The sequence below is a fragment of the Bradyrhizobium sp. MV1.5 genome, from assembly GCF_055807615.1.
Window position 1 is genome coordinate 1 of the sequence record NZ_JBVVPL010000074.1, and the last position, 14,024, is coordinate 14,024.

Annotated in this window: 10 protein-coding genes; 2 read left to right on the forward strand and 8 right to left on the reverse strand. The window is 64.3% G+C overall.

The genetic code is table 11. The features are described from left to right. Positions 1–131: 131 nt before the first annotated feature. The 8 genes from AC0L2J_RS33685 to rpsT all read right to left on the reverse strand — a co-directional run bounded on the left by AC0L2J_RS33685 (position 132) and on the right by rpsT (position 12,359). Entirely contained in the window at positions 132–599 is a 468-nt protein-coding gene (locus AC0L2J_RS33685) for a hypothetical protein (RefSeq protein WP_473395868.1), read from the reverse strand. 257 nt (positions 600–856) lie between these two features. Next, a complete protein-coding gene (gene gyrB / locus AC0L2J_RS33690) occupies positions 857–3,292 on the reverse strand; it encodes a DNA topoisomerase (ATP-hydrolyzing) subunit B (RefSeq protein ID WP_007603802.1) in 2,436 nt (811 codons plus the stop codon). Positions 3,293–3,572: 280 nt separating this feature from the next. After that, on the reverse strand, positions 3,573–5,741 hold the full coding sequence (locus AC0L2J_RS33695; RefSeq protein ID WP_473395869.1) for a hypothetical protein: 2,169 nt from the start codon (positions 5,739–5,741) through the stop codon (positions 3,573–3,575). Between the two features lie 124 nt (positions 5,742–5,865). Further along, positions 5,866–6,609: a hypothetical protein gene (locus AC0L2J_RS33700; RefSeq protein WP_007603799.1), complete on the reverse strand. Its 744-nt coding sequence runs from the start codon at positions 6,607–6,609 to the stop codon at positions 5,866–5,868. A gap of 119 nt (positions 6,610–6,728) precedes the next feature. Next, complete coding sequence (recF, locus tag AC0L2J_RS33705) at positions 6,729–7,865, reverse strand: DNA replication/repair protein RecF (protein WP_473395870.1); 1,137 nt, start codon at positions 7,863–7,865, stop codon at positions 6,729–6,731. A gap of 111 nt (positions 7,866–7,976) precedes the next feature. Continuing rightward, positions 7,977–9,095: a DNA polymerase III subunit beta gene (gene dnaN, locus AC0L2J_RS33710; protein ID WP_007603794.1), complete on the reverse strand. Its 1,119-nt coding sequence runs from the start codon at positions 9,093–9,095 to the stop codon at positions 7,977–7,979. Between the two features lie 301 nt (positions 9,096–9,396). Beyond that, on the reverse strand, positions 9,397–10,809 hold the full coding sequence (gene dnaA / locus AC0L2J_RS33715; RefSeq protein WP_473395871.1) for a chromosomal replication initiator protein DnaA: 1,413 nt from the start codon (positions 10,807–10,809) through the stop codon (positions 9,397–9,399). Between the two features lie 1,283 nt (positions 10,810–12,092). Continuing rightward, complete coding sequence (gene rpsT / locus AC0L2J_RS33720; RefSeq protein WP_007598259.1) at positions 12,093–12,359, reverse strand: 30S ribosomal protein S20; 267 nt, start codon at positions 12,357–12,359, stop codon at positions 12,093–12,095. 419 nt (positions 12,360–12,778) lie between these two features. Here rpsT and AC0L2J_RS33725 point away from each other — a divergent pair, with 419 nt between their 5' ends. Together AC0L2J_RS33725 and msrA are read left to right on the forward strand one after the other, a co-directional pair. Beyond that, the gene (locus AC0L2J_RS33725; protein ID WP_007616084.1) at positions 12,779–13,096 is read left to right on the forward strand and encodes a hypothetical protein; all 318 of its coding nucleotides are present in this window, start codon (positions 12,779–12,781) and stop codon (positions 13,094–13,096) included. 174 nt (positions 13,097–13,270) lie between these two features. Next, the gene (gene msrA, locus AC0L2J_RS33730) at positions 13,271–13,927 is read left to right on the forward strand and encodes a peptide-methionine (S)-S-oxide reductase MsrA (RefSeq protein ID WP_063996511.1); all 657 of its coding nucleotides are present in this window, start codon (positions 13,271–13,273) and stop codon (positions 13,925–13,927) included. Positions 13,928–14,024 lie beyond the last annotated feature (97 nt).

Below are 14,024 nucleotides of genomic sequence, written 5' to 3' on the forward strand. Positions count from 1 at the left end.
AGGTCAAGGAGGTCGACGAGGCCGACGACATCTTCACCAAGCTGATGGGCGACGTGGTCGAGCCGGAAACTACAGAGAATTGAGCGCGGTAGCAATTGCGCCGGCCGCGGCTCGAGCCTGTCCGGCGGGACTTAAAACAACCCGATGATATTCGCCACCACATAAAGGATCGCGATCAGGATCAGCGCGCCGATCACGACAAAGGAGATTTCGATCGCGACGGCGCCGGTGCCGAGCGTGGCCGCCACGGCGGCGAGGAGCCGTTCCTCCCGAAAAATGAGCGCAAGGACCGAGAGCAGGATCGCGAGCAGGCCGAGCGAGATCGCCGTGACCGAGGAGGCTTCGCTCCAGCTTCGTCCAGCCGATTTCTCGACCTTCGGAGCCTGATACTCCATACCCTTCACCCGCGCGATCACGCGGTCTTTGATGCGGTGTCCGGTGTCGACGATGACTTGGTCCGTCGGTGCCGGCGGAAACACGATCGGCACGATCCAATGCGGCAACACCGCCGCCATCAGCGCCAGCATGCCGACAATGCTGCCGATGATGCCCAAACGGCGAGATGGTACAGCGGAACTGGTTGCTACGGAGCTGGTCATGGCGTGGCGCTTCCGGGCCGGAACAGGCCTCGCGGGTTCATGCCACTTCGTCGCGATGGCGGGTGGTGAGGTTCAGAGGATGGCCCGAGCACAAGCTCCTGGCAGCTCGGCCTCGTGGTTCGAGACGCGCCGCAGGCGGCGCTCCTCACCATGAGGGTTTAGAGTTTCGCCGCGAAACGAGACCTCATCCTGAGGAGCCCGCCAAAGCGGGCGTCTCGAAGGATGGCCCCAACAAGATCGTCGGCGCGCGAACGATCTCAAATATCGATCGTCGCGCTCAGCGAATGTTCCTGGATGAAGTCGCGGCGCGGCTCGACCACGTCGCCCATCAGCTTGGTGAAGATGTCGTCGGCCTCGTCGACCTCCTTGACCTTCACCTGGAGCAGTGATCGCGCATTGATATCCAGCGTCGTCTGCCAGAGCTGCTCCGGATTCATCTCGCCCAGCCCTTTGTAGCGCTGCAGCGAGACGCCCTTGCGGCCGGCGTCGGTGACGGCTTCGAACAGATCGACCGGGCCGTAAACCATGTGCTCGGTGTCCTTGCGCCGCAGCTTGCCCGGGCGGGCATAAACGTCCTGGAGCTTGACCGTGTACTCGTCGAGCTTGCGGGCTTCGACTGAGCCCAGGAACGCGTCGTCGATGAGAGCGACGTCCTTGACGCCGCGCACCGTGCGCTCGAACTGGAAACCATGGCCTTCGACGTATTGACCGATCCAGCCGCGCTCGACCTCGTCGGCGAGGGTGTCGAGGCGGGCGGCGATGTATTGCGCGGCCGCGGCGGCCTTCTCCGGATCGCCGTAGATCGCCTTGTTGAGCACGCCGGTGATGGCAGCCTGCTCGATCACCTTGCGATTGTAGCGGGTGTGCAGGCTGCGCAGGACGCCGCGGACGGCGCGGGCGTCGTCGACCAGCGAGCGCAGGTCGCGGCCGGTGCGATCGCCGCCGGTGCCGGGAATGTAGACGCAGTCGTCGAGTCCGGTATCGATCAGATAATCTTCCAGCGCCCGCTCGTCCTTCAGATATTGCTCGGACTTGCCGCGGTTGACCTTATAGAGCGGCGGCTGGGCGATGTAGAGATAGCCGCCGTCGATGATCTCGCGCATCTGCCGGTAGAAGAAAGTGAGCAGCAGCGTGCGGATGTGGGCGCCGTCGACGTCGGCGTCCGTCATCACGATGATCTTGTGATAGCGCAGCTTCTCGATCGAGAACTCGTCGCTGATGCCGGTGCCGAGCGCGGTGATCAGCGTGCCGATCTGCTCGCTGTGCAGCATCTTGTCGGGACGCACGCGTTCGACGTTGAGGATCTTGCCGCGCAGCGGCAGCACGGCCTGGAATTCGCGGTTGCGGCCCTGTTTGGCGCTGCCGCCTGCCGAGTCACCCTCGACGATGAAGAGCTCGGACTTGGCCGGGTCCTTTTCCTGGCAGTCGGCGAGCTTGCCCGGCAGCGAAGAGACCGAGAGCGGGCTCTTGCGCGTCAGCTCGCGCGCCTTTCGCGCGGCTTCGCGGGCGGCGGCCGCCTGGATCACCTTGCCGACGATCATCTTGGCTTCGGAGGGATGCTCCTCAAACCAGGCCTGCAGCGCCTCGTTGAGCACGTTCTCGACCACGGGACGCACTTCAGACGACACCAGCTTGTCCTTGGTCTGCGACGAGAATTTTGGGTCCGGCACCTTCACGGACAGCACGGCGGTGAGGCCTTCGCGGCAATCGTCACCGGTGAGCGCGATCTTTTCCTTTTTCGCGTTGGCCTCGGCATAGCCGTTGACCTGGCGCGTCAGCGCGCCGCGGAAACCGGCGAGATGGGTGCCGCCGTCGCGCTGCGGGATGTTGTTGGTGAAGCACAGCACGTTCTCGTGGTAGCTGTCGTTCCACCACAAGGCGGCCTCGACACCGATGCCGTTGGCTTCCGCGCGCACCATGATTGGCGCCGGCACGATCGCCTTCTTGTTGCGGTCGAGATATTTGACGAATTCCTCGACGCCGCCGGAATAGTGCATCTCCTCGCGCTTCTCGACGGCGTGACGCATGTCGGAGAGAGCGATGTTGACGCCGGAATTGAGGAAGGCGAGCTCGCGCAGCCGGTGCTCCAGCGTGGCGAAATCATACTCGATGTTCTTGAAGGTTTCGGTCGAGGCCTGGAACGTCACCTCGGTGCCGCGCCTGCCGGGCGCGTCGCCGACCACCTTGAGCGGCGCGACCGCATCGCCATGGGCGAATTCGATGTAGTGTTCCTTGTTGTCGCGCCAGATGCGCAAGCCGAGCTTGCTCGACAGCGCGTTGACGACGGAGACGCCGACGCCGTGCAGTCCGCCGGACACCTTGTAGGAATTCTGGTCGAACTTACCGCCGGCATGGAGCTGGGTCATGATGACCTCGGCTGCCGAGATGCCTTCGCCCTTGTGGATGTCGACGGGAATGCCGCGGCCGTCGTCGCGCACGGTGACGGAATTGTCGGCATTGAGGATCACGTCCACGCGCGTGGCGTGGCCCGCGAGCGCCTCGTCGATCGCGTTGTCCACGACCTCGTACACCATGTGATGCAGGCCCGAGCCGTCATCGGTGTCGCCGATATACATGCCGGGGCGCTTGCGAACGGCGTCGAGACCCTTGAGCACGCGGATCGATTCCGCCCCGTAATCGCTCGGATTTGAGGGTTCGTTTTCGGCAGGCGTCTGCCGAGCAGGTTCAGTCATGAGAGGCCTTCGAGATGTCGCCCGAATCAGCGGCGCAAAAGGCGCTGATATGCGGGCTATTTGTGCCACGAAAGACGGATTGCGCCTAGCGCAAAGTATCCCCCGGCAAGTCCTTGATTACTTAGGATTTTTCGGCCGATTTTCAAGGCCTTCGAAGGCCGATTCGGCGGCTTGGAAAAAGCGCGGTTCGAGAAGCCGTTTCGGGCTCTCGAAGGCGTGGATTTTGCGGGGACGAGGGACGTTCCAAGGCATCTGGAACGCCCCGGAACGGCCTTGCAGCTCAATACATCTGAAGCGGCAGCACATCTCCGCTTGGTCCCACCAGGAGGCCCCAGGCATCGCCGGCGGCCACGGTGAGGGTCTCGGTGCGAGCGGGGCGTCCCGGCAGACGCAGCGCGTACTGGTACTTGCCGGGCGGCAGATCGAGCATCGGACCTTTCGGCGATTGCGGACCGCCGGCGCCGGCCGCGATCTTCACGGTCTGATTGTTGATCGTCAGCGATGCTTCCTTCGGCCCCATATTGCCGAGCATCAGCCTCGCCTGCCCCGCCTTCGGCATGATGTCGGCCTTGGCCGCGGCCTGCGGATTCCGCTGCACCAGGCTGACAATCGTCTCATCCCTGGCGCGGCCGAGCTTCAGCATGGCCGGCCCTGCCGGCGAGGTGAACGCGAGCTCCGCCCGCTCGGCCGTCACGGTCGCGCCGTCGGTCTTTTCCTGCCAGCCGCGTTTGGTCAGCTCCGCGCGATAGAAGGCGAGGACTTCGCCAAGCTCGGCGGGGATGCTGGCTTCGAGCTCGGTCCGGAACGACTGGTCGCTGCCGGGGAATTTCGTAGAGCTTAATCCGGTCGAGCTGCGCTGCGTCGGCACCGGCAGGGCGGAATCGGGATCGGGCGTGAGCGGCTCCTTCGATTTGGTCTGGACCGTCTTGGCTTGCGTCGATTTGGCCTCGACGGGCTTCGCCGCGGCGACGACCAGACCGGAGCCGTTGGCGCTAACGTTCACCTTCGGCCCCATCTGCATCACGGTCATCGATATCGATTTGCCGCTCTTTGCGAACTCCATCACCGCCATGTTCGGCTGATTGATCACGGAGGGCTGCTCTTTCCAGCCCGCCGGCTTGAGCGATGCGCGGTAGAACGCGGTGAGCGCCTTCACGCTCGATGTCGAGGAGAATTCGAGCCTGCCCTCGTCGCCCTCGAATTTCACGCCTTCGGCGTTTTCAGGCAGCGGCACCGGCGTCTTGCTGTCGGCGAGCGCATTCAGCGGCGCGTCGGACAATGCAGCCGCCTGCACCTTGCGTCTGGCTTCGTCGGCGGTGATGAGCTGCTTGGCCGCACCTAACGCGTCCCCAAGGAACTTGTCGTCGGCCTCCTTCTTCGCCTTGGCGCGAGCGGCAAGCGCGGATTCTTTCACCTGCGCGGTCAGACTGACCATGGTGAAATCATATTTGCGGCCGAGCCGCAGCACGCCGGTTTCCTCCGCCGAAGAGATCCTGATCGCGACCTCGTCGCCGGGTGCGAGCGGCGCGCTGCCGTCCTCCTGCCAACCGCGCGCGGCAAGCTCGCGGTGATAGAAGGCGAGCACGGCGGGCAGCTCGGCCATCGCGGCGGCTGACATCTCGCGCTTGTTGTCGCTCGCGCCGCCGAGACCCCTGGCCGTCTTGGTCGGGCCCGGCCGCGGCAGGCCGGCCAGATCGCTATCGGCCTTGAGCTCGCTGGGCAGCGCGAAGGGCGCGACCCGGATATCGACATTGGTGCGGCCGTCGTCGCGGCGCGTCAGCGTCAGCATCACGGGCTTCTGCTGATAGAAGCCGGTCTCCTTGCTATCGGCATGCGCGTAGAACGCGCGCAGGCCGTTGGGAACGCTCTCGTTCAGACTGGTCGTCCAGCGCGCGGCGGTTTCGGACGTGAGCTTCTGCCAGCCGATCGCAGCCATCTGACTGACATAGAAATCCGACGTTGCATCGAGCGGCGTCGGCGCGACGCAGCCAAGATAGGGTCGGGTCCCGTCGAACACGATCTCGCTTGCGCCTTCCGGAAACGGCACGTTCCCGTAGATCCGGTCGGTGGTGTAGTAAACCACGGACTGGTCCGGCCGGCCGGGGGCCTGTGTGAAATGCACGGAAAGGCCCTGTCGTCCCTTCCTAAACTTCAGCAGGCTGCTTTTCTCCTCAAGCGGCATCACATAGGGCACCCAGCCGTTGTCGCTCAGGAGCTTTTGGACCGCGGGCAGTGTCACGGCCTGCCGCATCGGTACGCGATATTCGACGCTATAGGAATCGGGGCGCGAGGTGTCTTCCATCGCACCTTCGAGCTGCGGCAGCGCATGGACGTCGACGATGCCCTCGTCGGCACCGGCCGCGATCGAGCAGCTCGCCATCAGGAAGATACCGCATGCAAGCAGCCGCCATCGTGCCGGGATTTGCATCCCGCGCGGGATCATCGCCATCGTTACGTCTCCAGGATGTCGCGCGGCGCTTGGCGCGCACGGTTGCAACGGCTGCAACACCGTCGGCGGGCCTCACACGAGAAGTCGCGGCAGGAACCGGGCAGGTTCAAAGCTCCCGGACTAGTCAATACAGCTGGAGCGGCGACCATGCCTCGCCGTCGCGCCCGACGGTGAGCTCCCAGGCGTCGCCGGCCGCGACGGTGAGCATGTTGGTGTAGGCCGGACGGCCGGGCACGTTCAGTTCGTAGGCATATTTGCCGGGCGCCAGATCCAGCGAGACGGCGTTAGCGCCAGCAGCGCGCTTGATGATCCGCCCGTTGATCCCGAGCACGGCTTCCGTCTCGGCGATGTTGCTGAGCACCAGCTTCGCCCGGCCCGGTTCGGGCATGACGTTCGCCCTGGTTGCAGTATCCGAGTTCTTCTGCACGAGATGGACCAAGGTGCTGCCGTCCTTGCGGCCGAGCTCCAGCTTGGCCGGCCCGAGCGGAGAGACGAACGCGATCTGGACGTGATCAGGGGAGACGACGACGTCATCGTGCTGCTCCTGCCAGCCGAGCTTTCCGAGTTCGCTGCGGTAGAAAGCGAGGACGTCGGCGAGCTCGGCGGGCACGGTGGCTTCGAGCTTGACGCGAAGTGGCGCTTCAACGCCCCGCATCAGGGTGGTGTGGATTCCTCGAAAGCTGTAGCGGGTCGGTGCGGGCAGCCTGGCATCGGGATCCGGTGTGAGATCGGCCGAAAGCAGCGACGCGAGATGCGGCATCCAGGCGCCGGCGCTTGCCGCGAGCATGCACGTCGCGAGCAAAACGAGGCCGCACGCAAACGCCCGCCATCGTGCCGGAGCTTGCGCCCCGGACCCTGCCGTCCGCATCTCACTCTCCAGGGGTTCGCGCGTGATGTCATTGCGCGATTGCAAAACGGCTGCGACACCGTCGGCGCCGCCTCCGGCAACTAGTCGCGGCGGAAATGGGGCGGGTTCAACGGCGGCGACTAGCGCCGGGCCGATACCTGTCCGCTTTCGACGTCAAAGATCTCGCCCCCGGCGCCGATCTCGGCGAAGGCAGCGGGGTCTGCGCCGGTCAGCCACACCTGCGCGCCGAGCTTGCGCAGCTCGTCGAACAGCGCCGCGCGCCTGCCAGGATCGAGATGCGCGACGACCTCGTCGAGCAGCAGCAACGGCACGATGCCGGTCATCTCGGCGACCAGGCTCGCATGCGCCAGCACCAGCCCGATCAGCAGAGCCTTCTGCTCGCCGGTCGAGGCATCGCGCGCCGGCATGCTTTTCGGCGCGTAGATCACCTGGAGATCGGTGAGATGCGGACCATCCGTGGTGCGGCCGGCGATGGCGTCACGCGGACGGTTGTCGCGCAGGATCTGGCGGTAGCGGTCCTCGACCGAGGTCGCGGTCTCCGTCAGCAGCGCGTTCTCCATCCAGCCGTCGAGCGCGATCTGCGCCGAGGGAAAGGCGGAGGCCTGCGCGCGCACGTTCAGCATGCCGGTCAGTCGCGCCGCGGTCTGGCCGCGGGTTGCGGCGACCGCGACCGCAAGCTCCGCGGTCTCGCGCTCGATCGCGTCACACCAATGGTCGTCGTAATTACGCGTCTCGAGCAGGCGGTTGCGCGAGCGCAGCGAACGTTCGAGCGCGGAGATGCGGCTGGAATGGTCGCTGTCGATCGCAAGCACCAGGCGGTCGAAGAAACGCCGCCGCTCGGACGCCGCGCCCATGAACAGCCCGTCCATCGCCGGCGTCAGCCACACCATGCGGATGTGGTCGCCGAACGACGCCGCCGAATTGACCGGTTCGCGGTCGATGCGGCAGCGCCGGCTGACCGGGCTATCTGCGCGCGGCGGATCGATGCCGGTGCCGAGCGTGGCAAGGCCCAGCGCGCCCTCGACCTGCGCCGACACCGCCCAGGAGCCGTCGCCCTGGTTGTCGGCGACGTCGTCCAGCGTCGCGCGCCGCAGGCCGCGTCCCGGCGACAGGAACGAGATCGCCTCGATGCAATTGGTCTTGCCCGCTCCGTTCGGCCCGACCAGCGCCACCATGTCAGCCTTAGCCTCGAGCCCCGCCGCCCGGTAATTGCGAAAATGCGTCAGCGTCAGGCGGTGAATGCGGGAGGGGGTCATGTTGTCTTTGTCATTGCCGGGCATCCACGTTTGGGTCCTCCAAAGACGTGGATGGCCGGGACAAGCCCGGCCATGACGGATGTAGTCGATGCGAAGGGGCGCCGGTAGCCCTCACACCCGCATCGGCATCAGCACGTAGAGCGCGCTCTTGTCGTCGCGGTCTTGCACCAGGGTCGGTGAGCCCGGGTCGGCGAGCCGGAGCGTTGCGACGTCGCCTTCGATCTGGGCGGCGATGTCGAGCAGGTAGCGGGAGTTGAAGCCGATATCGAGGGCGTCGGAAGCGTATTCGACTTCGAGCTCTTCGGTCGCGCTGCCGGAATCCGGATTGGTCACCGACAGCACCAGCTTGCCCGGGGACAGCGAGAGTTTCACGGCCCGTCCGCGCTCGCTGGAGATCGTCGAGACGCGGTCGACCGCGTTCTCGAAATCCTTCTTGTCGACGACCAGCTCCTTGTCGTTGCCCTGCGGGATCACGCGACCGTAGTCGGGGAAGGTGCCGTCGATCAGCTTCGAGGTCAGCACCACATTGCCGATGGTGAAGCGGATCTTGGCCTGCGACAGCTCGATCGTGACCTCGGCCTCGTTGTCCTCGATCAGGCGCTGCACCTCGCCGACGGTCTTGCGCGGCACGATCACGCCGGGCATGCCCTCGGCGCCCTTGGGCTGGACCAGGTCGAGCTGGGCGAGGCGGTGGCCGTCGGTGGCGACGCCGCGCAGGGTGGCGGCCTTGGCCGAGCCCGCGGCATGCAGATAGATGCCGTTGAGATAATAGCGGGTCTCCTCCGTGGAGATCGCGAACTGGGTGCGATCGATCAGTCGCTTGACGTCCTTGGCGGCGAGGCTGAACGAATGCGACATGTCGCCGGCGGCGAGATCCGGGAAATCGTTCTCCGGCAAAGTCTGCAGCGTGAAGCGGGAGCGGCCGGCGCGGATCGCCAGCACGGCGCGGTCGCCGTCGGCTTCGAGCACGATCTGCGAACCATCCGGCAGCTTGCGCACGATGTCGTAGAACATGTGCGCCGGCACGGTGGTGGAGCCCGCGGTCGCGGTTTCCGCCGCGAGCGTTTCGGTGACCTCGAGGTCGAGGTCGGTCGCCTTCAGCGACAATTTTGTATTCTCGGCCCTAACCAGCACGTTGCCGAGGATCGGAATCGTGTTGCGGCGCTCGACCACGCGGTGGACGTGGCCCAGCGACTTCAGGAGTTGCGCGCGTTCGACCGTAACCTTCATTGCACTACTCGCCCGATCCCCAAGGAAACACAAATCTGGAAAAGCCGGGCGGCGGGACGCGCGCCACGGCACCGAAGACCCCGGAAGGCCGGATCATCCAGCCGATATGACCAAAGCCGTCAGGGTCGCGCAAGGTGGCGCGTAAAGTCATCCGTTTCAAGGGATTGCGCGATGGTTCCCCACGATTTACCCGCAAAGACGGGGCCGCCGCCCAGGCAGAGGAAGGCCGCTGCCCAGGCAGACCAAGACCGCCGCCCAGGCAGGGCCGGGGCGGCGGGAGCGAAGGGAAAGGCCTAGGCTCTTATTCCTGAAGCTGGCGCTTGAGCGATTCGACCTCGTCCGACAGCGCCGTGTCCTTGGAAACCAGGGCCTCGATCTTGCGCACCGCGTGCAGCACCGTGGTGTGGTCGCGCCCGCCGAAGCGGCGGCCGATTTCCGGCAGCGATCGCAGGGTCAGCGTCTTGGCGAGATACATCGCCACCTGGCGCGGACGAACCACGTTGGCGGTCCGGCGCGAGGACAGGAGGTCGGAGCGGCTGACATTATACTGCCGTGCCACCACGCGCTGGATGTCCTCGATCTTGATCCGCTTTGGTTCCTGCGGCCGGATCAGGTCGCGCACCTCGTGCTCCGCCATCTCCAGCGTCACCGGCCGGTTGTTGAGCTTCGAGTGCGCCAGCAGGCGGTTGATCGCGCCTTCGAGATCGCGGCCGTTATGGGTGATGGCGCGGGCCAGATAGGTCAGCACCTCCTCCGGCACCTCGAAGGTGGCATGATGGGCGCGGGCCGCGGCGACGCGCGACTTGAGAATTCCGTGCCGCAGCTCCTCGCCGAGCGAGGCCATCTCGACCACGAGGCCGCCGGCCAGCCGCGAGCGCACGCGGTCGTCGAGGCTTTCGAGATCGGACGGCGGACGGTCGGCCGCGATCACGACCTGGCGGCCGGCATCGATCAGCGCGTTCAGCGTGTGGCAGAACTCGGCCTGGGTCGACTTGCCCTGCAGGAACTGGAGATCGTCGATCACGAGCACGTCGATGCCGCGCAGCGCTTCCTTGAAGGCGAGCGCCGTCTGGGTCTTCAGCGCGGCGACGAAGCCGTACATGAATTTCTCGGCGGTGAGATAAAGCACCTTGCGCTCGTTGCCGGAATTGCCGGCCCAGGTCACCGCCTGCAAGAGATGCGTCTTGCCGAGCCCGACGCCCGCATGGATGTAGAGCGGATTGAACATGACGGGATCGCCGCGACGACCCTCGGCGACCTGACGCGCAGCCGCATGCGCCAGCGTGTTGGAGCGGCCGACAACGAAGCTCGCAAACGTCAGGCGCGGATCGAGCGGCGAGCCGCCGAGCGCATCATGATTGGCCGAGACCGGCGCGGTCGCGGTCGAGCGCAGCTCCGGCGAAGGCGAGCGGCGCGTTTCGACCGGCGCGGGCGCTTCTTTCTGCTGAACCACGGGGCGCACGGCCGAACGCACGGTGAGATCGATGCGATGGACTTCGGGCATCTCGGCCTGCCAGCACGACAGCACGCGCTCGGCATAATGGGCCTGGATCCAGCTCTTCAGGAAGCGGGTCGGCACCGACAGGCGCACGCTCTCGTCCTGGACGCCTTCCAGATCCATGCGCGCAAACCAGCTCGTATAGACGTCCTCGCCAACGTTCGAGCGCAGCCGACTCTTCACGCGTGACCAGCGATCCTGTTCCGGAGTTGTCATCATTTGAGAACTTTTCTTGAGAGATAAGGTTGCGTGGTGAGCGCCATGCAGAGTTCCTGCCAGGGATACCTGTCCAGGGATGTTTGCAATGGCGCGACCTCAAGCGATTTCACCTGCAGGCATGGCTGGACCGTTCGGCGGAAACGCCGCGTCCGATCAGCAATGTCTAGAGATGGAGGGGTCGCGAGGTCAGCGCGTACTCGGCGCTCCGTGACACGCGGGAGGCTTGGTGTCCGACGAATCTAAAACGGCATCGCTGGAAGTCGAAATGCTGGAAGTCGAAATGTGTTTCAATACCGCGTTGAGTTCGTAAGACATGATACCTCCCCGTCCTGCCGTGATTGCTCGCGACAAGGTCCTGCGTGTCCAAACGACACCCGCGTCGTCATCGGATGCCTGCCCGTGTACTCGTCGTCCGCTCGGCTTCGCCATCATGCCTGTCGGGGCAGCTTTCAAGACGTCTCTTAAGCGCGAGAGAAAGATCCCGCTTGGAGACATTCAGACAAAAAGCTACCGTTCCCACATTGCTGTGGGTTTTGATCCGACATCGCTTGTTGAAGCGCCGCCTACGTGCACACCGCCGCCGATTTGCACGCTCGCCCCGTTTCCGATACCGCGCTGGTCTCAAGATCGTGGGCGCCGCTGACGTCTTAAGGAATACACTATGCGGAAAGACTCGCAACGGAATTGATTCACACTTGAGGCATCAAAAATCTTGATCTGCGTTAACGCCACGCGGAGTTGTGCACAGGCCTTCAGAGCAAGGTTTTGGATTCGTGCACAGAATCGAAGGTGCCGCGTCTGATGTGACAATTCTCCGCCACCGCCAAAAATTTTTTACAAAAGCGTCACGCGCACGACGCGCAGGCGAATTTTCCAAATGCTTGCCCTCACTATGTCGATAAGTGATTAGCGAGACATCGTTTTTTGAGTCTTGTTTCACAGGGTAACTCCCTCGCGTCTCGCGATCCGGGGAAACTACGGTGTGCAGAACTCGCAGGGGCCGCGAATTCAACTTGAGCCCGCCTCGCAAGGACCTTTTGCACCGCGGTGGAAGTTTCCGCTGTTGCAAAACCGTTCGCAGGTAAAACTACGGGACACGTCATGGTGCAAACGCCGCAATCCTCCGATCGAAGGTCGCTCGGCGCGTGACTGCTTGCGTGAATATGGCAGGCAACAAAAAAGCCCGGCGTGATGCCGGGCTGTTTGACGTATGCGATGTGCGTCCGGATCGTCCGATCGAACGAATGCTGCTAGATCACTCGCGAGCTTACTTGGTGAGCTTACTTGGCGAGCTTGGCGATCTGCGCGGTGAGCCGCGAGACTTTGCGGCTGGCATTGTTCTTATGAATGATGTTTCGCTGCGCGGCGCGCATCAAGGCGGGCTCGGCATTCGCCAGCGCCGTCACGGCAGCGGCGCGGTCGCCGGTCTTGATGGCTTCTTCGACGTTACGCACGGCACCGCGCATCTGGGTGCGGCGCGACTTGTTGACGGCGGTGCGGCGGGCGATCTTGCGCGTCGCTTTCTTGGCGGAGGTGGTATTGGCCATGGTCTCAATGTCCTTTGCGGGTACCGGTCGCGTCTTGGTCGGGTAGCGCCGGCTTGCTTGACCGCGTAATCGACGCTCGGAATTAGGGTGTTCGGTTGCTAGGCTGTTCCCGGAACATGAGCGACAGCCTTGCGGCTGTCTCTGAGGCCCAAGAGCCTCTCAGCTCAAGGAGCCTCTAAGCCCAAGGAGCCTGCATCTGCTCAAAGAACAGCGGCGGCAGGATTGCGCCCGCCGCCAGTTGGCGCCCTTATAGAGAGGGTCTTTGGCACCGTCAACGCTTTCCCGGGCTGCAAAAGCAGCCCCTCAGGGCGAGGATGAGTGCCGTAACGCCCTGAAGAGGTTGAATTTCTGCCGTCTCCCTTGTATTGGCTGGCGGCGTTCCGAGGGTCGTCCGATCGGACGACTGTATAGGGTGAGGCATGATCCGCGGCTTTTTCCGACTGATTGGGCTGTTGCTGCTCGCCGGCGGGTTCATCTTCATGGTCTATGACGGCGCCCGCTGGGTGGCCGACCAGACCCTGCGGTTCACCCGCTTCGGCCAGTTCTGGAACGACATCAATCAGGCCAGCCAGACGGCATTCCGGACCTGGGTCGAGGCCAAGGCGCCCTGGCTCTGGACCTCGGTGATCCGGCTGGTGCTGGATCAGCCGGTTTTCGCTGTCCTCGGCATTCTCGGCATCCTCCTGATGATCCTGTTCCGCCCGCGCAAGCCGCTGATCGGCTATTCCCGGGATTGAGCTTTCAATTCGCGCGACTGAAGCGGCCGCGCGCGGCGTAACAGGGCTGCCCCTTTGCGCGTAAAGACCTATATTCCCAACTGATCGCGAGCACGCCGCCTGAGCGCTTGGCTCATTGCCTTGGCTCAATAGCTTGTCCTTGGCGACGGGCAGCTCGTTCTTGGAGATCCGTCCATGCTGTTCATGCGCAAGACCACCGCATTGCCGAGCGCCACGGAAGCGCTGCCGGGCCGTGCGCAAGCCATTCCGACCGCGACCACCCATTTCGTCAACGGCGCGAAGTTGCAGCCGCCTTATCCCGCTGGTCTCGAGCAGGCCGTGTTCGGGCTCGGCTGCTTCTGGGGCGCCGAGCGCAAGTTCTGGGAGCTCGGCGAGGGCGTTTACGCCACCGCCGTCGGCTATGCTGGCGGCCACACGCCGAACCCGACCTATGAAGAGACCTGCTCGGGCCGCACCGGTCACACCGAAGTGGTGCTGGTCGTGTTCGATCCGAACAAGGTGTCGTACGAGAAGCTGTTGAAGACGTTCTGGGAGAGCCACAACCCGACGCAGGGCATGCGTCAGGGCAACGATGTCGGCACGCAGTACCGAAGCGCGATCTACACCACTTCAGACGCGCAGAAGAAAGCCGCCGATCAATCGAAGGCGCTCTATCAGAAGGCGCTTGCTGCAAAAGGTCTCGGCACCATCACCACCGAGATCGCACCCGCCGGCGAATTCTACTTTGCCGAGGACTATCATCAGCAATATCTGGCCAAGAATCCTGCCGGCTATTGTGGCCTGGGCGGCACCGGCGTGTCTTGCCCGATCGGCGCGGGTGTGAGCGCGTAAGCTAACCACGAAGGTGGTGCACCTCTCCCGCTTGCGGGAGAGGTCGGCGCGCAGCGCCTGGTGAGGGCTTTCTCCTCGAGGGGATTGTCCCGATGCG

Coding starts and splice junctions, on each gene's coding strand:
- AC0L2J_RS33685 (WP_473395868.1), bottom strand. CDS start 599: ATGACCAGCTCCGTAGCAACCAGTTCCGCTGTACCATCTCGCCGTTTG.
- AC0L2J_RS33695 (WP_473395869.1), bottom strand. CDS start 5,741: ATGGCGATGATCCCGCGCGGGATGCAAATCCCGGCACGATGGCGGCTG.
- recF (WP_473395870.1), bottom strand. CDS start 7,865: ATGACCCCCTCCCGCATTCACCGCCTGACGCTGACGCATTTTCGCAAT.
- gyrB (WP_007603802.1), bottom strand. CDS start 3,292: ATGACTGAACCTGCTCGGCAGACGCCTGCCGAAAACGAACCCTCAAAT.
- AC0L2J_RS33700 (WP_007603799.1), bottom strand. CDS start 6,609: ATGCGGACGGCAGGGTCCGGGGCGCAAGCTCCGGCACGATGGCGGGCG.
- rpsT (WP_007598259.1), bottom strand. CDS start 12,359: ATGGCCAATACCACCTCCGCCAAGAAAGCGACGCGCAAGATCGCCCGC.
- AC0L2J_RS33725 (WP_007616084.1), top strand. CDS start 12,779: ATGATCCGCGGCTTTTTCCGACTGATTGGGCTGTTGCTGCTCGCCGGC.
- msrA (WP_063996511.1), top strand. CDS start 13,271: ATGCTGTTCATGCGCAAGACCACCGCATTGCCGAGCGCCACGGAAGCG.
- dnaN (WP_007603794.1), bottom strand. CDS start 9,095: ATGAAGGTTACGGTCGAACGCGCGCAACTCCTGAAGTCGCTGGGCCAC.
- dnaA (WP_473395871.1), bottom strand. CDS start 10,809: ATGACAACTCCGGAACAGGATCGCTGGTCACGCGTGAAGAGTCGGCTG.